At 56.4% G+C, this 21,660-nt stretch carries 20 protein-coding genes and 3 pseudogenes; 10 read left to right on the plus strand and 13 right to left on the minus strand.

The window, feature by feature from the left end:
- Positions 1-61 precede the first annotated feature (61 nt).
- From PSH80_RS21960 to PSH80_RS21995, 9 genes are all read right to left on the minus strand, one after another.
- A complete protein-coding gene (locus tag PSH80_RS21960; RefSeq protein ID WP_029297808.1) occupies positions 62-823 on the minus strand; it encodes an OmpA family protein in 762 nt (253 codons plus the stop codon).
- A gap of 987 nt (positions 824-1,810) precedes the next feature.
- On the minus strand, positions 1,811-2,191 hold the full coding sequence (locus tag PSH80_RS21965; protein ID WP_057958592.1) for a rhodanese-like domain-containing protein: 381 nt from the start codon (positions 2,189-2,191) through the stop codon (positions 1,811-1,813).
- Positions 2,192-2,389: 198 nt separating this feature from the next.
- Complete coding sequence (locus PSH80_RS21970) at positions 2,390-2,830, minus strand: group II truncated hemoglobin (protein WP_057958494.1); 441 nt, start codon at positions 2,828-2,830, stop codon at positions 2,390-2,392.
- A gap of 11 nt (positions 2,831-2,841) precedes the next feature.
- Positions 2,842-3,129 carry a cyd operon YbgE family protein gene (locus PSH80_RS21975; RefSeq protein WP_057958493.1) on the minus strand — a complete coding sequence of 96 codons (288 nt, stop codon included), beginning with the start codon at positions 3,127-3,129 and terminating at the stop codon, positions 2,842-2,844.
- Positions 3,126-3,248, minus strand: coding sequence for a cytochrome bd-I oxidase subunit CydX (gene cydX, locus PSH80_RS21980; protein WP_081044185.1), 123 nt, complete (start codon positions 3,246-3,248; stop codon positions 3,126-3,128). Before cydX ends, PSH80_RS21975 begins: the two co-directional genes overlap by 4 nt.
- A 22-nt stretch (positions 3,249-3,270) precedes the next feature.
- Positions 3,271-4,407: a cytochrome d ubiquinol oxidase subunit II gene (gene cydB / locus PSH80_RS21985; protein ID WP_057958492.1), complete on the minus strand. Its 1,137-nt coding sequence runs from the start codon at positions 4,405-4,407 to the stop codon at positions 3,271-3,273.
- A complete protein-coding gene (locus tag PSH80_RS21990) occupies positions 4,400-5,971 on the minus strand; it encodes a cytochrome ubiquinol oxidase subunit I (protein WP_186625280.1) in 1,572 nt (523 codons plus the stop codon). Before PSH80_RS21990 ends, cydB begins: the two co-directional genes overlap by 8 nt.
- Positions 5,968-6,168: a cytochrome oxidase putative small subunit CydP gene (cydP, locus tag PSH80_RS27475; RefSeq protein WP_057958490.1), complete on the minus strand. Its 201-nt coding sequence runs from the start codon at positions 6,166-6,168 to the stop codon at positions 5,968-5,970. Before cydP ends, PSH80_RS21990 begins: the two co-directional genes overlap by 4 nt.
- A gap of 147 nt (positions 6,169-6,315) precedes the next feature.
- Entirely contained in the window at positions 6,316-7,641 is a 1,326-nt protein-coding gene (locus PSH80_RS21995) for a sigma-54-dependent Fis family transcriptional regulator (protein WP_057958489.1), read from the minus strand.
- 235 nt (positions 7,642-7,876) lie between these two features.
- Between PSH80_RS21995 and PSH80_RS22000 the strand changes: the two genes are divergently transcribed.
- The 10 genes and pseudogenes from PSH80_RS22000 to PSH80_RS22045 all read left to right on the plus strand — a co-directional run.
- Complete coding sequence (locus PSH80_RS22000; protein ID WP_305418302.1) at positions 7,877-8,755, plus strand: MBL fold metallo-hydrolase; 879 nt, start codon at positions 7,877-7,879, stop codon at positions 8,753-8,755.
- 52 nt (positions 8,756-8,807) lie between these two features.
- Entirely contained in the window at positions 8,808-10,478 is a 1,671-nt protein-coding gene (locus PSH80_RS22005; RefSeq protein WP_305418304.1) for a bifunctional protein tyrosine phosphatase family protein/NAD(P)/FAD-dependent oxidoreductase, read from the plus strand.
- A 28-nt stretch (positions 10,479-10,506) separates the two neighbouring features.
- Positions 10,507-11,310 carry a sulfite exporter TauE/SafE family protein gene (locus PSH80_RS22010; RefSeq protein ID WP_057958486.1) on the plus strand — a complete coding sequence of 268 codons (804 nt, stop codon included), beginning with the start codon at positions 10,507-10,509 and terminating at the stop codon, positions 11,308-11,310.
- 189 nt (positions 11,311-11,499) lie between these two features.
- Positions 11,500-11,991 carry an OsmC family protein gene (locus PSH80_RS22015; protein WP_057958485.1) on the plus strand — a complete coding sequence of 164 codons (492 nt, stop codon included), beginning with the start codon at positions 11,500-11,502 and terminating at the stop codon, positions 11,989-11,991.
- Between the two features lie 143 nt (positions 11,992-12,134).
- A complete protein-coding gene (locus tag PSH80_RS22020; RefSeq protein WP_057958484.1) occupies positions 12,135-12,575 on the plus strand; it encodes a YeeE/YedE family protein in 441 nt (146 codons plus the stop codon).
- Entirely contained in the window at positions 12,572-12,991 is a 420-nt protein-coding gene (locus tag PSH80_RS22025; RefSeq protein ID WP_057958483.1) for a DUF6691 family protein, read from the plus strand. Before PSH80_RS22020 ends, PSH80_RS22025 begins: the two co-directional genes overlap by 4 nt.
- A gap of 13 nt (positions 12,992-13,004) precedes the next feature.
- Positions 13,005-13,193, plus strand: a complete 189-nt coding sequence (locus PSH80_RS22030; protein ID WP_081044184.1) for a DUF2892 domain-containing protein — start codon at positions 13,005-13,007, stop codon at positions 13,191-13,193.
- A gap of 203 nt (positions 13,194-13,396) precedes the next feature.
- A pseudogene (locus tag PSH80_RS22035) lies at positions 13,397-13,604 on the plus strand (MBL fold metallo-hydrolase); the annotation flags it as partial.
- 205 nt (positions 13,605-13,809) lie between these two features.
- Positions 13,810-14,367, plus strand: coding sequence for a DUF3365 domain-containing protein (locus tag PSH80_RS22040; RefSeq protein ID WP_305418308.1), 558 nt, complete (start codon positions 13,810-13,812; stop codon positions 14,365-14,367).
- Between the two features lie 254 nt (positions 14,368-14,621).
- A pseudogene (locus tag PSH80_RS22045) lies at positions 14,622-14,702 on the plus strand (hypothetical protein); the annotation flags it as partial.
- A 59-nt stretch (positions 14,703-14,761) separates the two neighbouring features.
- Here PSH80_RS22045 and PSH80_RS22050 read toward each other — a convergent pair.
- The 4 genes and pseudogenes from PSH80_RS22050 to PSH80_RS22065 all read right to left on the minus strand — a co-directional run.
- Positions 14,762-15,014: pseudogene (locus PSH80_RS22050) on the minus strand (MBL fold metallo-hydrolase); the annotation flags it as partial.
- Between the two features lie 32 nt (positions 15,015-15,046).
- Positions 15,047-17,236 (minus strand): OsmC domain/YcaO domain-containing protein, encoded by a 2,190-nt coding sequence (locus tag PSH80_RS22055; protein WP_057958480.1) that lies wholly within the window; start codon positions 17,234-17,236, stop codon positions 15,047-15,049.
- A gap of 72 nt (positions 17,237-17,308) precedes the next feature.
- Entirely contained in the window at positions 17,309-20,047 is a 2,739-nt protein-coding gene (locus PSH80_RS22060) for a LuxR C-terminal-related transcriptional regulator (RefSeq protein ID WP_120734134.1), read from the minus strand.
- A gap of 232 nt (positions 20,048-20,279) precedes the next feature.
- Positions 20,280-21,644 (minus strand): DUF1329 domain-containing protein, encoded by a 1,365-nt coding sequence (locus PSH80_RS22065; RefSeq protein ID WP_057958478.1) that lies wholly within the window; start codon positions 21,642-21,644, stop codon positions 20,280-20,282.
- Between the last annotated feature and the right edge of the window lie 16 nt (positions 21,645-21,660).

The raw sequence follows: 21,660 nt of genomic DNA on the forward strand, positions 1-21,660 counted from the left end.
GCCAGCCAATAAAAAGGGCGCCGTGCATTGACTGCACGGCGCCCTTTTTATTGGCTGGCGGTTACTGGTACTGCTGGTACGGATTGCCCTGGAACTGGTTGTTCTGCTGCTGTTGCTGCGCAGGCTGGCCGTACTGCTGACCCGGGATCGGGCCGAGGTTGACCTCGACACGACGGTTCTGCGCACGACCATTGACATCAGCGTTGCTGGCAATCGGGTTATCCGGGCCGGCACCACGGGTGGTCAGGTTGGTCGGGCTCACACCTTGGGAGGTCAGGTAGTTGGCCACGCTTTGCGCACGCCGTTGGGACAGGTCCATGTTGAGCTGGCGGCTGCCGGTGCTGTCGGTATAGCCGACAATCTGGATGGTGTTCTGGTTGAACTGCTTGAGCGACCCGGCCAGGTTGTTCAAGGGGGTGTAGAAGCTGCTGGCGATAGCATCGGAGTTGGTGGCAAACGTGATGTTACCCGGCATGATCAATTTGATCTGGTCACCCTGGCGCTGCACCTCGACGCCGGTGTTGGCCATGCTTTCCCGCAGTTTCTTTTCCTGCTGGTCAGCGTAATAGCCGTAACCGGCAGCGCCGATACCGGCCACGGCGGCGCCGATCAGCGCGCCCTTGCCACGGTTGTTGTGGTCAATGGCTGCACCGGCCAAGGCACCCGCCAGCGCGCCGAGGCCGCCGTACTTGGCGGTTTTGCTCATGCCTTGTGAACCGTTGTCCGCCTGTCCCTGGCTGCCATCGTAAGGGTTAGGGGAAGCACAGCCCGACAATAGGGCTACCGCGGTAGCAACAACAAGCAGACGACGCGAAGTGAACATGAGGGAAGCTCCTACTTTTGCATTCTGTGATGCAGAGGACATTGGCAATGGACCTGTGCCGAGTTTGGAACGCGACAAACGGTAAAAATTCCGTGCTCCGCCGCGCACCTGTGACAAAAGATAAACACCGGCACGCTCACCTAAACCCTAGCAGAGCCTTGCCCTGTCAGGCCCTGACAAACACCCTTATATCAATTACATCACCATACATCGAGATTCAGATCTCAAGAGCAAGGCTCTCATAACGGCGTACAACGCGTGCCCCCCCTCATGCCTGGCGCGCCACAGCACGCGATCAGTGGTTTTGAAGCGGCGGCACTTCTCGAAATGAGCTAACAGTTGCCTGAGCACGCTCACAAGCATCACGTAGCACCAACGCTCATAGATTTCCTAGGTGGGACTGATCCATAAAGACTCCTCCCCGACCGCTCTACTGATACCAGAGCGCAGGGCATACCGGTCGTAACGGTAGGCCCGCGCGTAAGCCGGATGGGCGGAGATCACATTCAATCCTGCCGCAGACAGACGCCGAGACTTCAGGTGTCTGAATGGCTGGTCACGCTCCAGAAGCTCAAGCTTTTGTTGCAACGCGGTCAGATACCCAATCCGTCGCTCCAAGCGTGGCGTCAATGGCGAGCGAGTTTCACTAACACGGGTCTTGCTCGCCACTGTCGCTAGAGCACTGCTGACCTTCCGGCACCGGACAGTATTAGCCCCTTGGCTTGGTGCATACAGGCGTAATGATAGAACGAGCATGAAATACAGCGCCTACTTCCCTCAGTCAGTTCGAAGTCTGCTGCAGCGACCATTGATACCCGTATAGCGGCGGGCGGAACATGTCAAAAACTGTAAAAAAATTTGATTATGACATACTGGCATCACTTAGACTAAACCACTGGCGATTCGATTTCTTTGTCAGGATTAACGCGCAACGATCCCCTGCCTTGAATTGCATCACTAACACGTAATCCACTTGAACATAAGATATTAATCAAAGGTTGGCAGGTGCGGAACTGCAATTGGTTTCTCTTCACTGATCCAAGCATCAAATCCGCCCATGATCGACTTGACATACAGATAGCCCATATTTTTCATTGACGCGGCCGCTAGTGCGGCACGGCCACTTGTCTTGCAATAAACTACAACTTTAAGCTCTCGAGAACTGAGGGCACTGTCGTTAGTAAGTTTAAATTCCAGCATGCCGCGCGAAGCATGTATCGCGCCTGAAATGTGTCCAGCAGCATACTCGTCCGCTTCGCGCACATCGATAAGCACATCTGCATCCTGGATAGCCTGCTCTGCGTCCTTGATGGAGACCTCTTCAATCAGTGCTTTTGCCTCAGTTACTAGGTCATGGGCAGTTTTTATCATGATATTTTTAAAAGTCCAATTAAGTGAGGTGATTACTTCTGTTTGGTGAGTCAGCATTGGAAAACCATCTGGGCATAGATACGCACCATCAGAAAGTTCAGACTGAAGAACATCTATCAAACTGCTCTCACAAGCAGCAGGTAAAACCAATTAAAAGCATTGCGATTGTGCGGATGCTGAAAGTAGACGCAACGTTCAGACGGGTGCCGCAATACCTGCACTTTGCCCATCAGTATTAATCATATGATCGGCCATTTCGGAAAACATACGTTGTAGCTTGCTATTTAGCGCTATGTCATTCACCTGTTCATCAATTGCCTGACGCATGCACAGCATCCATTCGTCGCGCTCAACAATACTGACTGCAAAGGGCGCATGTCGCATGCGCAGACGCGGGTGGCCGCGCTCCAGTTGGAACAGCGGCGGGCCGCCAAACCAGCCGCTGAGGAACTTAAATAGACTGTCAGCACTGTCGGCGAGGCTCAATGGATGCATCAGGCGCACCACTCTCGCTTCAGATAGCGTATCCATCAGCTCGTAAAAGCGGTTGACGAGTTTACGGACGCCTGATTCCCCCCCTAACTGGAGATAAGTACTAGCGCCTTCTTTATATTGGTCACTCAATAGCTCAGTCATATCGTCGGTCCTCAATGTAGAAACTTTGCCCAACCAGCAAGCGCAAGTGCCGCAAAGCAGGTCCAGCCTGAGAAAAGCCAACGCCAGACGAGCATCCGCGGGACAAAACCCACACCTCTCACGAAGGCCACACTCATGGCCGCAAACAACGCAGTAGCCAGCACATGGTCAGCTTTCCCATCGGGGGCTGCCATCATGGGGGGATACAGCGTACATGCGAGCATGATCGCCACAGCGATAAGCAAACTCAGCAAATTAATTTGTGAGGATGGTGGAGCGTTAGCAACACGCGGCATCATGTCCGCGTCTCCTCATTGTCACTCAAGGCTCGGCCGCCCTCGTTCTCGCCCCACATCGCATTCAATATAGCCAGTAGCAATGCAAAACCGACTCCCAGCATCCAGGCGAAATACCACATAGTCTTTACTCCTTTGCTGGCACTAATAGGCTGAATGTTCGTTGGCTTTGATGTGTGCGACGGTGACCTTGCCCCGCATAACGCGATACGCCCACGAGGTGTAAATCACGATCAGTGGCATGAAGATCAACGTGGCCCAGAACATGATGGCTAGGCTTAAATGACTGGAGACGCTGTCCCACACGGTGAGACTTGCCGCAGGTACTGTTGATGACGGCATGATGAATGGAAACATCGACACACCCGCCGTGCTGATGACTGCGATCACCGCAAGCGATGAGGCAACAAACGCCGAGAGTGTGCGACGCATCATCAGCAATATGGCGGCACCTCCTGCGCCAACCAATCCCAGTACGGGCAACAGCCACAACAACGGATAATGACCATAGTTAGCCATCCAGGCGCCCGCTTCGCGCACCACGGACTTGTTAAGAATATCGGGCAATCCGGCGGTATCAACCAACGATGTAATGCGATAACCGTCGATCCATTGCAGCCAGATGCCGGCCGCTATAAACGAGCACGACAATACGATTGCCGCAGCCACTCCACCTTTGATCGCCCTGGCCTGGATGACACCTTCAGTGCGATGTGCCAGATAGGTACCGCCCTGCAAGGTAATCATTGCGCTACTCACAACCCCGGTCAGCAGCGCAAAGGGATTGAGCAGTTGCCAAAAACTGCCGGTGTACGTCGATACCAGAAGGTCGTTGAAATGAAACGGCACCCCTTGCAACAGGTTGCCGAACGCGATCCCGAACACCAGGGGCGGCACCGCGCCTCCGACAAAAAGGCCCCAATCCCAAGTGCTGCGCCAAGTGGAGTTTTGAATCTTGCTGCGATAGTCAAAACCCACCGGGCGGAAGAATAGCGCCCACAGGACCATGATCATCGCCCAATAGAACCCGCTGAATGCAGTGGCATACACCACTGGCCACGCCGCGAACAGGGCGCCGCCGGCAGTGATGAACCACACCTGATTGCCATCCCAGTGCGGCCCTACGGTGTTGATAACCACGCGTCGTTCCAGGTCGTTGCGGCCGACAAAAGGCAGGAGTGTGCCAACCCCCATGTCGTGGCCGTCCATGATGGCGAAACCGATCAGCAGTACGCCAACCAGCGCCCACCAGATAATTTTCAGGGTGAAGTAATCAAGCATGGTGGAGTTCCTTCAAATGGGCGTCGTGGGCATAACGACCTGTACCGAGGCTGCCGGGACCTTGACGGGCAAACTTGACCATCAGGAACATTTCAACCACCAGCAGCACGGTGTAGAACACGATGAATCCCGCCAGCGAGCCATAGAGGTTGTTGACGCTGAGGGTAGACACACTCATGTGGGTAGGCAGCACGCCATAGATGGTCCATGGCTGACGACCATATTCGGCGACGAACCAGCCCAACTCGCAGGCAACCCATGGCGCAGGCAGCATGTAAAGAGCCCAACGCAGTAACCAGCGGCTGCGCGTGCAGGTCGACTTCAACGTGCTCCAGAAGGCAAGCCCGAAGAGCATCAACATCGCAAAACCAAGCCCCACCATGATCCGGAACGCCCAGAACATGGGGGTTACGCGCGGGACGGTATCGTTCACTGCTTTGTCGATAATGTCCGGCGTGGCCTGGTTGACGTCCTCGACGTATTTTTTGAGCAGCAGACCAAAGCCCAGGTCCGCCTTATAAGCTTCGAAGGTTTCGAATGCCGCTTTATCGGTGCGGTCGGCTCGCAGCGCTTCCAGCGCATTGACGGCGGTAATGCCGCGGAGAATTCGAGCGCGGTTTTTTTCTTTAATGTCATGTATGCCTGGGATTTGCTTGCTGGCCGAGCGAGTGCCGATCAAGCCCATCACCCATGGAATATCAACCTCCCAGTTGTTCCTGGACTCGGCTTCATTGATGCTGGCGACCAGGGTCAAACTCGCAGGTGCCGGTTTGGTGTCCCACATGGCCTCCATGGCCGCCAGTTTGGTTTGCTGCGCCTCACCTACCGTGTAACCCGACTCATCCCCCAGCACGATCACGCTCAACACGGATGCCAGACCGAAGGCGGCCGCCACCCGGAAGCTGCGCTTGGCAAACTCGACATCACGATTCTTGAGCAAATACCAACTTGAAATCGACAGCACAAACATCGAGCCGGTGACATAGCCGGCAGAGACCGTGTGTACAAACTTGGCCTGGGCAACCGGGTTGAACACCACTGCCCAGAAATCAACCATCTCCATGCGCATGGTGATGTAGCTGAACTCCGAGCCCACCGGATTCTGCATCCATCCATTGGCGATCAAAATCCATAGCGCAGAGAGGTTTGTACCAATGGCCATCAGCAACGTGACCAGTAAGTGGTGCTCTTTTTTCAGGCGATCCCAGCCAAAAAAGAACAGGCCGATCATGGTCGATTCAAGGAAGAACGCCATCAAACCCTCGATGGCCAGCGGGGCACCGAAGATGTCGCCGACGTAGTGCGAGTAATACGCCCAGTTGGTGCCGAACTGAAATTCCAGGGTGATACCCGTAGTCACCCCGAGGGCGAAGTTGATGCCGAACAGCTTGCCCCAGAAGCGCGTCATGTCTTTCCAGATGACATTACCGGTCATCACATAAACGCTTTCCATGATGACCAGCAGCCACACCATGCCAACCGTGAGCGGTACAAAAAGAAAGTGGTAAAGCGCAGTGGCTGCAAACTGCAGCCGAGACAAATCCACCAGTTGTTCTGAAATCACTTGCTTGCCCCTTGAGTCGAGGTGGGTACACCGAACCTGTCGCCGATAGTGTTCGAGTCGACGCTGACGTGCGAATCCCGGATGAACAGCCACCACAGCACTGTCAGCACCAGTAGCTTGATCAGTACTGCTGTGAGCAGATGGCGTCGTAGTCGTTTGTCGGAAATGGTCATGACTATGCAGTTAGCACACGGCATGCCAAGGGGATCTTTTTTATTTTTATTGTTTAATAACAGTATGTTAGAAGTGAGTCCGTCAAGGCAGAGGATGCCGTGGCAGGTTAATACGCTGCCAATCTGCCAGAGTGGCAGTCATTGGCAGTCATGCGGTGTGAGCGCTAGCGACTACGCCAACCCTTGCTCTTTCAGTCGCCTATACAACGTACGCTCGCTAATCCCCATTTGCTTGGCCAACTCACTGCGGGAACCTTTAAAAGTCGCGAGTGCTTGTACCAGCGTGCTGCCGCCTAAAGGGGTGGACGTCGAGGACTGAGGAGGTATCACGACGCTGGGCAGGGGTAAATGTATGGAGCGGATCACTCCATCGTCAGCGAACAGACTGGCTCTTTCTAGAACATTGCGTAACTCACGGATATTGCCGGGCCAGGGAAGGCGCTGCAATTGTGTCAGAGCATCGGCATCTATCGTCAGCCGGCGCTTGCCTGTACCGGCACGTTGTAGAAATGAATTCACAAGCAAGCCAATATCTTCAACTCGGTTACGCAAGGGGGGTAACTGAATTGGAAAGGCGCTGATGCGGTAGTACAGGTCCTGCCTGAACTCACCTCTCTCCATCATTTTTTCCAGTGGTTTATGGGTCGCAGCAATTAACCTGAAGTTGGCGTGAAGGGTCTCGACACTGCCGACACGGCGATAGGTGCCCGATTCGATCAGGCGCAACAGTTTCACCTGCATTGCCAGCGGAACATCGCCAATCTCATCAAGAAACAACGTGCCGCCCTGGGCCGTTTCGACCAAACCAGGTTTACGCGTGGAGGCACCGGTGAATGCTCCTTTTTCATGGCCGAACAGCTCGCTCTCAAACAACGTTTCGGTCAATCCTGAGCAATCTACGACTACAAAGGGTCCAGTGGCCCGCTCGCTGGTTTCATGCACCGCGCGAGCGAACAACTCTTTGCCCGTACCGGACTCGCCTAACAGCAGTACCGGCAGCATTGATGGTGCGACCCGCTGCAGCTCAGACAGGGCGAGGTTAAAGGCTGGTGAACAGCCCACCAGCCCTTCGTTACTGGGGCGCGCTGAGGCGCTTCGGACCAGTGTGAGACGCTCAACATACGCGGTAATTATTCCGTGCTCGTCTAGGATCGGACGCAATTCGACGTCGACATGCTCGGGACCGCGAGGCGTGTGGTGAATGTGCAAAACACGATCCGGCCCGCGCATTTCCTGCGCCTTTTTCATCGGACAATTCTCACCCGCCTGATCACAAGGGACATCGTAATGGTGTGAGACTTGATAACACTTATGACCGATAAAGGGTTTGTCAGCGCTGCCAAACTGCCGCTGATAGGCAGTGTTGGCGGCCAGGATGTTGTACTCCGGATCGAGCACGATCATCGGCTGGGGTTCGTGCTCAAGAAACGAAACAAGCGACTGCACTTGATCCGGGTGTGGGAGTGAGTTGTCCGGGGCGGGCAGGATGGTCTTCATGGTGGCTCCTGAGAATCCACCATCCTGTTGTGGCACTGCCAGCTCTGTCAACAGGCACTGCCAATGGCAGCGAATTTCAGGGTCTTATAAAAAACAAATCCCTAAAAAAAATATAAATCTATTGAAATCAACAAGATAAAAACCATTTTTCGCACGAAACAACCTTGGCAGGCTTATTGCTATGTCAGTCCTTAGTGTGAGCGGCTCGATAAAAGCCCCCCTAAGGAGACAGGTCATGAGCGTAAAACTTCACGTCGAAGGATTCTTCGATTCTGCCACCAATACCGTCAGCTACCTTGTGCTGGATGAAGCGACCAACCACTGCGCTTTAGTAGACAGCGTACTTGACTACGACCCTAAATCCGGCCACACCGCCACAACGTCTGCCGACAAATTGATTGCGAGGGTGAACGAACTCAATGCGAAGGTCGACTGGATTCTTGAGACTCACGTCCACGCAGACCACCTGACGGCCGCGCCATACCTGAAGGAAAAGCTCGGTGGAAAAATAGGGATCGGCAGCCAGATTTCGACGGTGCAAGAGGTATTCGGCACTCTGTTCAATACAGGTCGTGATATGGCCCGCGATGGAAGCCAGTTCGATCACCTGTTCGTCAATGACGAGCTGTTCACCATCGGCACGCTGCAATGCCACGCGCTCCATACACCGGGCCATACACCAGCCTGTATGACTTATGTGATCAGCGATGGGACCGAAAAGGCTGCATTCGTCGGCGATACCTTGTTTATGCCGGACTACGGTACTGCACGCTGTGATTTTCCCGGTGGCGATGCGCGTACGCTGTTCCAATCAATCAACAAGGTACTGAGTCTGCCGGCCAATACCTTGCTGTACATGTGCCACGACTACCAGCCAGATGGCCGTGAGGTGCAGTTCGTCAGTACTGTTGCAGACCAACGCACGCAAAACGTCCACGTGCGTAATGGGATCAGTGAGGAAGAGTTCGTGGCGATGCGCACAAAGCGTGACGCATTGATGGACATGCCAACGCTGATCCTGCCATCGGTTCAGGTCAACATGCGAGCCGGGCATTTGCCTGAGCCTGAAGCGAACGGGACGCGCTACCTGAAAATCCCACTCAACGTCGCCTGACGTTGCCTCCCCTGAAAAACCTATAAGAAAAATACCCATAACGGAGACCTTTATGGACATTCGTTGCCTTGTGCCTGGACTGTCGGTATCAGAACAAATTTTCCCCAACCAATTGGCGGAACTGAAAGAAGCTGGTTTTCGCGCCATTGTGTGTAACCGTCCCGATGGCGAAGGCGGCGATCAACCGTTGTTTGCCGAAATCAAACGAGCCGCCCAGGCGATCGGTATTGAGGCGCACTACCTTCCTGCTGAATCAGGCAAAGTCACCGACGAGCAAGGTATTGCCTTTGGCAAGCTCCTTGAAACGCTTCCAAAGCCCGTGTTGGCCTATTGCCGTTCCGGCATGCGCTCGACAACGATGTGGGCACTGTCACAAGCCGGCCAACAATCCCTGCCACACATCATCGATACTGCCAAAAAAGCCGGGTTCGATATGAAAGGCGTCATTCGCCGAATTGCGAATCAGGGGCGCACACCGGTCGAAGTTTCTGAGGCGGAGCATTCCGTGGTCATCATCGGTGGCGGTGCGGCGGGTATCGCGACTGCATCCAGCTTGCTGGCACGAGAGCCTGGACTAGACATTGCCATCATCGACCCGGCAGATGTGCACTACTACCAACCAGGCTGGACGCTTGTCGGCTGTGGTGTCTTCAATGCACCCCAAACTGCCCACACGATGGGCACAACCATCCCGCGAGGCGTGCACTGGATCAAGTCGGCGGTCGCCGCATTCGAACCAGAGAGAAATGCCGTCATTCTTGATGGATGCCGAGTCGTCAAATACGAGCAGCTGATTGTATGCCCTGGCCTGAAGCTTAACTGGCATGCCATCGAGGGGTTGTCGGACACGCTAGGCCGCAACGGTGTGACTTCAAACTACCTGTATCACCTTGCCCCTTACACGTGGGAACTGGTGCAGCAACTGCGTGGTGGGCGAGCCATTTTCACTCAACCACCCATGCCGATCAAATGTGCCGGGGCACCGCAAAAGGCAATGTACCTCTCCGCCGATCATTGGAAACGTACCGGTGTATTGGACAACATCGAGATCGAGTTTTGCAGCGCTGGCGCGGTGCTGTTCGGAGTTCCCGACTATGTGCCCGCACTGATGTCATACATCAAGGCTTATGGTGTCGACCTGAATTTCGGCAACACACTCACCAGCGTGAATGGGCCCGCACGGACTGCAACGTTCAACTGCGTCGATTCGGATGGCAGCTCCCATCTTGTTACGCGCGACTTCGATCTACTTCATGTGGTGCCACCGCAGATTGCGCCGGACTTCATCCGGGTCAGCCCTCTCGTTGACACGGCTGGCTGGATTGATGTCGACCCTGCCACTTTGCGCCATAAAACCTGGGTCAATATTCACGCGCTGGGAGACGCGGCCAACTCCAGCAACGCCAAAACCGCCGCAGCAGCACGCAAGCAAGCGCCAGTCGTTGCCCATAATGTGCTGGCTGCAATGGGTAAAGCGAAAGGCAGCGCCCATTACGACGGTTACGGCTCCTGCCCGCTGACGGTTGAACGCGGCAAGATCGTACTGGCTGAGTTCACCTATGGTGGCAAGGTCGCCCCCAGCTTCCCATCCTGGCTAATCGACGGCACCCGGCCATCGAGGCTGGCATGGCTGCTCAAGGAACGGATTCTTCCACCGCTGTATTGGAAGGGAATGCTCAAGGGCCATGAGTGGATGGCGAAACCTGAGTTGGCCGACCTATGAAACCAGACCTGAAAGCAAGGAGACTGAGATGATCGTGATCCTACTGCTCGGGCTTACTGTTGGGGTCATTCTGGCGCTGACCGGCGCTGGCGGAGGAATACTGGCTGTTCCCTTGCTGGTGTTTGGAGTGGGGTTGAGCATGGCCGAAGCTGGGCCAATCGGTTTACTGGCTGTCGGTTTAGCCGCGACTCTGGGTGCCGTGATGGGACTCAAAAACGGCACCGTCCGCTATAAAGCAGCGCTTTTGATCGCAGGTGCGGGGATCGTCTGTTCTCCGCTTGGCCTTTGGCTGGCGCAGCGCATGCCGAACCGTCCGTTGACGATCATCTTTGCCTTTGTCTTGATGTACGTAGCGTTCCGGGTGTTTCAACGCTCATTGCCTTCTTCCGCGGAATCAAAGACACCGGCCATGAACAAACAACCGCCTTGTCTGTTGGACGCAAATCGCGGAAAGCTGAACTGGACTGCACCCTGTGCATGGGCGCTCACCGTTTCTGGGATTGTCGCGGGCGGGCTTTCCGGCTTGCTCGGCGTGGGCGGTGGCTTCGTGATGGTGCCGGCGCTCCAGCGATACACCAATTTGACAGCGCAGTCCGTGCTCGCAACGTCTCTAGCCGTTATTGCACTGGTTTCAATTTCCGGCGTTGCTGCAAGCTCGGCAGCTGGGCACTTACAGTGGGCAGTTGCCATTCCGTTTTCCATTGGCGCATTAGCCGGCATGATCTGCGGGCGCTTGGTCGCTGCCAAGCTGTCGGGGCCAAACTTACAAAAAGGGTTTGCCATTGTATCTGCAGTGGTTGCAGTGGCCTTGCTGGTAAAAGCTATTCAGTAGATCAGGGCGGAGGACTTATCCGCCTGTTGACGGCTGCCCTGGAAGCCTTCAGCCAATCCATGACTGCCAGATCCGGCCGCGATGGTTCTTCTGCTGGTATTTATCTCGGCCACCCCACTGATCCACTTCCTGGTCCGCTGCTGCAGAGCTGGATTGAACCTACCGTCAAATGAACGAAGGATTGGACTCATGAACGACAGCACTCGTGTGAATTTGCGTTTGGAGCAACAACATGACTATCGCTGCACGCTGCACTTCGAAGAAGGTGCGCCGACTCTGACCGTGGATGAGCCACCCCCACTGGGTGAGGCTGTTGGTCCCAGCCCGGTGGAACTGCTGCTCGGTGCGGTTGCTAACTGTCTGACTAACAGTCTGCTGTTCGCCCTGCGTAAGTACAAGCAGGATGCCGAGCCGCTTTCATGCAAGGCCACTGCTGAGGTCGGACGCAATGCTGAAAATCGCCTACGGGTACTCCATATAGACATTGAACTGCAGTTAGGAAAATCAGCTGCCAAGCTGGAGCACTTACCGCGCATCCTTGGCCAATTCGAAAGTTTTTGCACCGTTACACAAAGCGTGGCCCAAGGCATCCCAGTCCAATTACGAGTCATAGACTCCGAAGGGCTGGTACTAAAAGGTGATCTGCATGCTTCCACTGAACCCGCTTCGACAGGGGCGTGAAAACTTGCAGCGGATAGGTAAAACATTGTGGCTTAGAGTGCCCGATTGGTATTGGAGTTGGTGACGTTCTATCGCATCAGCAGTCCAGCAGCATCGGCAGTCATCCAAACCCTGTATCAACAATTTTGTGCCGGAGAAGCTTCATGAATGTCGACTGGCTCAACTTCACTCCCTGGTCATCCCTTGCAGGCGGTGCATTGATTGGCTTGGCGGCCAGTCTATTCGTCGTCGCCAACGGGCGTATCGCAGGCATCAGCGGTCTGATCGGCAGTTTTTTACAGCGTGGGAGCGAGGGGGTGAGTGAGAAAGCACTTTTTCTCCTGGGCCTGCTCATCGCGCCTCTTCTATGGGGCTTGTTCGCCACGCTGCCGCAGATTGAGTTCCAAAGTGGCTGGTTCGAATTGATCGTCGCCGGTGTATTGGTGGGCATCGGCACACGATATGGTTCAGGTTGCACCAGTGGCCATGGGGTGTGCGGCATATCGCGCCTTTCGCCGCGATCGATGGTTGCCACTGCGTGCTTCATGTTCAGTGGTTTCGCCACAGTGTTTGTCTTGCGTCATCTGCTGGGGGGTTGGACATGACCAAACTGAGTGCATTCATTGCGGGTCTGCTGTTCGGCTTGGGTCTGCTTCTGGCAGGCATGGCCAATCCGAGCAAAGTACTCGCTTTCCTCGATTTAACCGGTGCCTGGGATCCTTCCTTGGCGTTGGTCATGGTCGGGGCGATCGGCATAGCCGTTGGCCCGCTAACCTGGGCGCGACAGCAATCAAGTTCTCTGCTGGGAAGGCCAATGCAGCTACCGATCAAACGTGAGTTGGACCCGCGCTTGATTGGCGGGAGCCTGTTGTTCGGCATCGGCTGGGGAATAGCAGGCATCTGTCCTGGCCCCGCCGTGGCAATTCTGCTGACAGGAAGCTGGCAAGTGATTGTGTTCATGTTGGCCATGCTGGCCGGCATGTTGTTGTTTACTGCGCTGGAGACCCGGCGCAGCCATTGATCGGGAGATCGCCATGAAAGCGAACATTGGAACCATTGACCGTAGCCTGCGCGTTGTCGCTGGTCTGCTTCTCATTGGCCTCAGTCTATCCGGTGTGATCGGCGTGTGGGGTTGGATAGGTTTGGTGCCGCTGGCCACTGGCATTTTCCGTTTCTGCCCTGTCTATACGTTGCTAGGCATCAAAACCTGTAACCGTTGCTGAGCGGCAACCGTTGCACACTAGCGGGCGCCTGAAGGTGCCCCTGGTGGTTTAGATCGCAGCACTGATCACGGTTCCTTACCAGAGCCCGTTGGTAGATCAGCACTCCACTTCGTATATCGAAAAGAGAATTCCATCATGAAACCACATGTAGAAGCTTTTTTTGACTCCGCTAAGCATACCTATAGCTATGTTGTCAGTGACCCGACTATAAGGTCCCGGGTCGAGATGAATACCGCAATGAAACAACCATTGCAGAGCAACGAACTCATAACGTCCATGTGCATCATGGGCACCAGCGAAGCAGATTTCGTTGCTATGCGCCAAGCGCGGAATGCCACCTTCGGTACGCCGACACTTATCCACCCATCCGTGCAAGTGAACATGCGGGCCGGTCAGTTACCTCCATTTTAAGGAAGTGGCACTTGCTACCTGAAAATGACTCTTAACGTGCTCTGAGTTGCTGTCGTTAATTGACTCACTTAAATAATTGGCATGCGTCAATACCGTCGCTACCTGACAAGGGCAGATGCACGTTTTAGATCGTGACTCACCACCCCGTCAAGGCCATGTTTGTTAACCCCAACAGTTCGATCGAGAAAAGTATGAGGAAATTGATATGCGGATGGTAACGATTTTTCTGAGCGGAGCATTGAGCGTTGCAGCCTATGCTGACGACCTCGAAAAGATGACTGCTGAAGGGGCTACTCTTATTCCCCCCTTCCAGCAGCATCTTATGGACACCGTGAAATCAGCGATGCAAACAGGCGGAGCGGTTAACGCCGTTGAGGCTTGCCAGTTGCTCGCACCACAAATTGCTGATCAGCATAGTCAAACACCGTGGGTTGTGGGTCGGACAGCATTAAAGGTTCGAAATCCGGATAACGCGCCAGATGTTTGGGAAAGGCAGATCCTTGAGCAGTTTGTTAAGCGCGCTGCGGCAGGTGAAGCATTATCTGGTTTAGCGTATTCGGAAATCGTAAAGGGTGAATTCCGAATGATGAAGGCTATTCCCACAGGTGAGGCGTGTTTAGGATGCCATGGTAAGGAGCTAAAGCCGGAACTGGCTGCGGTAATAGATCAACGATACCCACAGGATAAAGCCCGCGGCTTTGCTCTAGGAGAGTTGCGCGGTGCATTTACTCTACGCCGAATCATAGAGACAGCAAATGATTAACTTAGGAACGCAAAAAAATACCCATTCTGGGTGAGCGGTATTTCTGTTAAGCCTACAACATTCGATCCTTGAGCCGAACACTAGAGCATTTCAATTTTTATTAGACCACTACATATGGAGCCTAAGTAAGAAAAAAACATCTACACGTCTACGTGTCTTACTTATAAATTTAACAATCGCTGCTAGCTGACCGGAATCGAATCTACAATCGTTCAAACAAGGATAACTTAATATCTGACCTGAACGATCCATGAGTGTTTTTTGCCGCTGAGGGAGCCTTGCCGGCTTGGAACCGAACCAGTCTTTCGCTTATGACATTTGGCTTCGTGATTGAGCGATTCGGATTACTTTTTCAGTTGCTAAAACCAAGCGTATTGGGCAGCCCAGAAAGACAATCTTCCTTGTGCAGGTGCAGCGTGGCGCAGGTCTTGTCTTTCAACTGGCCGGAAGCCAGGAAGTGGCCCAGGTGCGCATCGGTGTGGATGATGCTCACCACCTTAAGGCCCAGGCCCAGCGCGTCGAGCCGCGCCGCGCCAGGATCAGCTCATGGTTGCCATACGGATCGACCACGATGGCCTTCTTGGTGACCCGCCGATGATTGTGCAGTTGCACTGCAAAGGGCCGACGGGGAAGGTTTCGCGGATCAGTCGGGGGTTGTGGCGTGCATAAGGACTCCCTTCTAGCTGTTGGCCCGTGCGGCGTGCAGTTTTTTGTAGCTGTCGATCAGCCGCAGGTGTCGATCCAGGCCTTCGAGCTTCATGCTGGTCGGGGTCAAACCATGGAACCGCACGCTGCCCTCCACCGAACCAATGGCGGCGTCCATGCGCTCGTTGCCAAACATCCGGCGGAAGTTGGCCTCGTAGTCTTCCAGCTCCAAATCCTCGTCCAACTGCATCTCCAGCACCGCATTCACTGCCTGGTAGAACAGGCCGCGTTCGACGGTGTTGTCGTTGTATTGCAGGAACATCTCCACCGCTTCCTTCGCCTCTTCATACTGCTGCAAGGCGAGATAGATCAGCAGCTTCAACTCAAGGATCGTCAACTGGCCCCAAGCCGTGTTGTCGTCAAATTCGATGCCGATCAGGGTGGTGATATCGGTGTAATCATCCAGTTCACTTTCCACCAGGCGCTCGACCAGCGCTTGCAGGCCGTCTTCATCCAGGCTGTGCAAGTTGAGGATATCGGCGCGGAAGAACAACGCCTTGTTGGTGTTATCCCAGATCAGGTCGTCAACCGGATAGATTTCCGAATAGTCCGGCACTAGGATGCGGCAGGCCTTGGCGCCGATATGCTCGTACACCGCCATGTAGACCTGCTTGCCCATGCCTTCGAGAATACCGAACAAAGTCGCGGCCTCTTCGGCGTTGGAGTCTTCGCCCTGGCCGGAAAAATCCCACTCCACGAACGCGTAATCGGACTTGGCACTGAAGAAGCGCCACGACACCACGCCGCTGGAGTCGATGAAGTGCTCGACAAAGTTGTTCGGCTCGGTCACCGCATGCCCTTCAAAGGTCGGCTGCGGCAAGTCGTTCAGGCCTTCGAAGCTGCGGCCCTGAAGCAACTCGGTAAGGCTTCGCTCCAGCGCCACTTCCAGGCTTGGGTGGGCGCCAAACGAGGCAAATACGCCGCCGGTGCGCGGGTTCATCAGGGTCACGCACATCACCGGGAACTCGCCGCCCAGGGACGCATCCTTGACCAGCACCGGGAAACCCTGCTCTTCCAGGGCCTGGATACCGGCGAGGATGCTTGGGTATTTGGCCAGCACTTCAGCCGGGACATCCGGCAAGGCGAATTCACCTTCAATGATTTCGCGCTTCACCGCACGCTCGAAAATCTCCGACAGGCACTGCACCTGGGCCTCAGCCAAGGTGTTACCGGCACTCATGCCGTTGCTCAGGTAGAGGTTTTCGATGAGGTTGGAGGGGAAATACACCACCTCGCCGTCAGACTGACGCACAAACGGCAGTGAGACGATGCCACGTTCTTCATTGCCGGAGTTGGTATCGATCAGGTGTGAGCCGCGCAACTCGCCATCGCGGTTGTAGATTTTCAGGCAGTACTCGTCGAGGATTTCCGTCGGCAGCGCGTCTTTACGGCCGGGCTTGAACCAGCGCTCCTCCGGGTAATGCACAAACGCCGCGTTGGCGATGTCTTCGCCCCAGAACTGGTCGTTGTAGAAGAAATTGCAGTTCAGGCGCTCGATAAACTCTCCCAGGGCCGACGCCAGTGCGCCTTCCTTGGTCGCGCCCTTGCCGTTGGTAAAGCACATCGGCGAATGGGCATCGCGGATATGCAACGACCAGACATTGGGCACGATATTGCGCCACGAGGCGATTTCAATCTTCATGCCCAGGCCCGCGAGAATGGCCGACATGTTGGCGATGGTCTGCTCCAACGGCAGGTCCTTGCCCGCGATGAAGGTGCCCGCGTCTGCCGCAGCCGCCGGCATCAGCAACGCCTGGGCGTCGGCGTCGAGGTTTTCCACCTCTTCGATAACAAACTCGGGCCCGGCCTGTACCACTTTCTTGACCGTGCAGCGGTCAATGGAGCGCAGGATGCCCTGGCGATCCTTGTCGGAAATATCCGCCGGCAACTCGACCTGAATCTTGAAGATCTGGTTGTAGCGGTTTTCCGGGTCGACAATATTGTTCTGCGACAGGCGGATATTGTCCGTGGGGATATTGCGCGTGCTGCAGTACAACTTCACAAAGTAAGCCGCACACAACGCCGACGAAGCCAGGAAGTAGTCGAACGGACCGGGGGCCGAGCCATCGCCCTTGTAGCGAATCGGCTGGTCGGCCACCACGGTGAAGTCATCGAACTTGGCTTCAAGCCGGAGATTGTCGAGAAAATTGACCTTGATTTCCATGCGGGATTACCAGAATAGCGGAGCAAACGAATTGGCCGCCATTATCCGGCTTTTGCGGCGCAAGTCTCCCCCTTACCCCAACAACCCCATCTCCTGCGCCCGCGCGACTGCCTGGGTGCGGCGCTCGACCCCCAGTTTGCTGTTGATATGACTGGCGTGGGTCTTGACGGTGTGCAGCGAGATAAACAACTGGTTGCTGATTTCCTGGTTGGAGCACCCTTGGGCGATCAACTGCAGCACTGCCAGCTCACGGGCGCTCAAGGTTTCGCTGGAATGGCTGGTTTCGACCGGCTCGCGCGGGGCAACCGCCGGCAGCAGGGCCCAGAGGCTTTGCCGCATCAAATCGTTCGGCGCCTGGCCCAGTTGCTCGCGTACCCAGTCGGGATAACGTTCCAACAGGCGCTGGAAGGGTTGCAACGCGCCACCGCTGGCCATTTGCAAGGCGCGGGCAAACAGCGGCCGGGCTGACATTGCCTGGCCGTCATCCAGCAACAACAGCACGTGCTGGTTCAGGGCCATCACCGCGATCATCTGCTGGCCTTTGCCTTCGGCTTGCCGCGCCAACCCATCGAGTCGACGCCGGGCGCTTTCGCACTGGCCACGAATAGCATCCAGGGCCGCCTGTTGCAGTTCGATATGTTGCGCCAGGTGCGGATGAAACTCCGGGGCGGCGGCAGCCTGCTCGCCGTTATAGGTTTGCCCCAGGCGCACCAGCCAGGCATCGGCCAGGTCGGTACGGCCCTGGGCCAGCCACAACTCGCATTTGATCAGGGTGATCATGGCCAGGTAGTAGATCGGCGGCACGTCCCAGATATGCATCAAGCGCTCGGCTTCGGCCAGTTCGGCAAAGGCCTTGGGAAAATCGCCACGGCGCCCCTCAAGGTTGGCGATGACACAGTGGCCGATCAACACGCTGATATCCCGGCAGGCGCGGGCTTCGGCAAGCCCTGTACGCAAACGCAACAGGCCGGCCTCCGGCTGGCAACGCATCAGCAGCAGGAACCCTTCATACAACGACAGGCGTGCGCGCACCGCATACAGGCGCTGGGATGCCAGGCCCTGCAAGCGTTGCAGGCCCTCGCGCACCTCCTCCAGGGAACGCAGGATTTCCCCACGCGCCTGCAGCACCCGTGCCCGGTCGTAATGGGCCAGGGCCTCGAACAGCGGGTTGCCGACGCGTTGCGCCAGTTCCAGGGATTCGCGATTCAAGCCCCGCGCACGCCACAGGTCGGCGTCGACGATGGCCAGGTTCGACAAGGTCGACAGGCACATCAAACGCTGGCCGTAACGCTTGTGCGGCAGGCTTTCCAGGGCCTCTGTGCAATACAAGTGGGTCAGTTCCCGGTCGCCGCGCCCACGGGCGATGATGCCGCTGAGGGCCAGCCACTGGGCGAGCATCGACTTCTGCGCAGTGGCCGACGGTGCCGGCAGGAAGCGGCTGAGATGGCTGGACAACTCTTCCGCCGCATCCAACTGGCAAGCCAGCCCCAGCGCCCAGCTATAGAGCACGATCAAGCGCGGCGTGCTGATCAACAGGCTGTCGGGCAAGTCCATCTTCCAGCGCAGGAGCATGCCGACGTTCTGCTCGGCCAGCAGTTGTTCTTCGGACAGGTTCTGCACCAGATTCGCCGCCACATCCGGATGCCCGGCACGCAGTGCTTGCTCCACGGCCTCATCGAGCAAGCCCTGGGCGTTGAACCAGCGGCAGGCGCGCAGGTGCAGGCTGGCGGCCGGCAACATCGCATTTGGCGAGCGCCGGGTGCGCAGTAAATCGGAAAACAGGTGGTGATAACGGTACCAGTGGCCCTGCTCGTCCAGCGGCACCAGGAACACCTGATGGGCTTGCAGGTAGCGCAGGATTTCCGCGCTGTCATGGGCCTCGCGCACGGCATCGCACAACTCGCTGCAAAAACGCTCCTGGGAGGCCGTGTCGTAAAGGAAGGCCTGGACTTCCGGCGGCAGGCAGTCGATCACCTCTTCCAGCAGATAGTCACGGATCAGCCCCTCCCCACCATGCAGGCCCTGGGGCAAGTCGGCCTCGTTGCCGGCTTCGGAGGCCGCCAGCAACCAGAAACGCAGGCCGGCCACCCAGCCTTCGCTGCGACGGATCAGGTTGTCCAAGGCTTCACCGCGCAACGAGCTGCTATGACTCTCGAGCAAGGCCAGGGATTCGTCGTTGGTCAGGCGCAGGTCTTGTTCATGCAACTCCAGCAGATGCCGGGACAAACGCAACCGTGCCAAATGCCAGTCGGGACGCTGGCGGCTGGTGACCAGCACCAACAGGCCATCGGGCAAATGGTTGAGAAAGAATTGCAGGCAGCGATCCAGCACCGGGCCCTGGGCCAGGTGGTAGTCATCCAGCACCAGTAGTAACGGGGTACGTGTGGACAGGTGGACGGTCAATTCGTCGAGCAGGCCATCAAGCCACTCTTCAAAGGCAAACGGCTGATGGCGCTGGCGCATTTTCAACAAACCCAGGGCCTGGGTGCCGACCTGCGGGAAATACTGCTGCAAACCTTCCAGCAGGCGCTCAAGGAAGCGTCCCGGATCACTGTCCCGCGAACTGAGGCCCAGCCACAGGCTATGCCAGTGATCAGGCAGGCTTTGGCAGAACTCCACCGCCAGCGAGCTCTTGCCAAACCCGGCCGGCGCGCTGACCAGTAATAGACGCCCGTCCAGGCCGGCGCTCAAGCGCTCGCACAAACGCGGGCGCAGCACATAGCCATCGGGCAGCGGGGGTCGGTAGAAGCGCCCTTCCAGCGTGGGGATTATCGCACTGGCAGGCCCTTGGATTGGGGACAGATCAGTCATCGCCGGGCTCTTGTAGTAGGCTGTGGTCGGCATTGCAGATGTCCGCAGACTAGCGTTAAAAGCCGTCGCTTTGTAGATCTTTGCAACATTTGTCTGAAAAAGACTACAACAAGAAATAACCAACTATTTTCCGGATGCCCAAAAACAAATGTGGGGATGGGCTTGTGTGGGAGCGGACTTGCCCGCTCCCACACAAGCCCACCCCCACAGGTGCGGACTTGTCTAGCGCTGTTTAGCGAACACCATCCTGACGCAGAGCCGCCGGGGTGAAGTCGCTGGTGGTGGCAGTGAAGCCGAAGTCATAGGCCTGTTTCTCTTCGTTCTTCATGCCCAGGGCCAGGTAGCGGCCGGACTGCAGGTCGTAGAGGGTTTCGAGGGCGTACCACGGCACTTGCTTGTCGTAGTAGTTCTCGCCATGGGCTTCCGCTACACGCCACAGTTGGCCACGACCGTCGTAATGGTCGATCACCGCTGCTTGCCAGGTGTCTTCGTCGATGTAGAAGTCACGCTTGGCATAGATATGGCGCTGGCCTTCCTTCAAGGTGGCGACCACGTGCCAGACGCGGCGCAGTTCATAACGCGCCAGGTCCTGGTTGATGTGGCCGGCCTTGATGATGTCGGCGTACTTGAGCTTCGGATCGTCGAGTTTGTAGCTGTTGGAGGCGATGTAGATTTCCTTCTTGCCTTCCAGCTTCCAGTCGTAGCGATCCGGAGCGCCGTTGTACATGTCGAGGTTGTCGGAAGTCCGCAGGCCATCGGCGGCAGTCCCCGGCCCGTCATAGGACACTTGCGGCGCGCGGCGCACACGACGCTGGCCGGCGTTATAGACCCACGCGGCGCGCGGTTCCTTTACCTGGTCCAGGGTTTCGTGCACCAGCAATACACCACCGGCCAGACGCGCAGGAGCGGTCACTTTCTGCTTGAAGTAGAACAGGATGTTGCCCGGATTTGCCGGATCGTAATCCTTCATCTTGTCGCGGAACACGAACTGGTCCTGGAAGTACACCAGGCTGTACGAGCCGTTGGCCTGTGGCGTGGCCTGGGTTACCAGGCGTGTCACGCTGCCGCCGCGATAACGGGTGATGTGGTTCCAGATCACCTCGACCCCGCTTTTCGGGATTGGGAACGGAATCGCGGTTTCGAAGTTTTCCAGGCCGTTACCACCGCCTACCAGGTTGGTGCTGGTGGCGTTTTTCTTGATGGAGGCGAACACTTGCGCCGGCACGGTGGCACCGCGATGGGTGGTGTACACCGGCATCTTGAAGGTTTCAGGGTAGCGCTTGAACATCGCGTACTGCCCCGGCGCCAGCTTGTCTTTGTACTGCTCGACGTTCTGCGCGGTGATGATGAACTGCGGCTGCTCGCTGGCATACGGGTTGGCCAGGAAGCCTTTGGCGTCCACGGCGCCGGCGTTGGTTGGCAGGGCTTTCCAGGCAGGGATGGTGCCGGCAGCGTTGCCGGCCATTTCCGCGCCCATCGGGGTCAACGTGGTGCCCAGCTTGGCGGCTTCATCCGCCGAGACGGCCGCCATGACGCTGCTGGCCATGATCGACAGTCCCAGCACACCCACGTGCAACAGACTTTTGGTTATTTTCATGTTCTGGTCTTCCTGA

It is taken from the genome of Pseudomonas sp. FP818 (assembly GCF_030687335.1).
GTDB classification, from domain to species: domain Bacteria; phylum Pseudomonadota; class Gammaproteobacteria; order Pseudomonadales; family Pseudomonadaceae; genus Aquipseudomonas; species Aquipseudomonas shahriarae.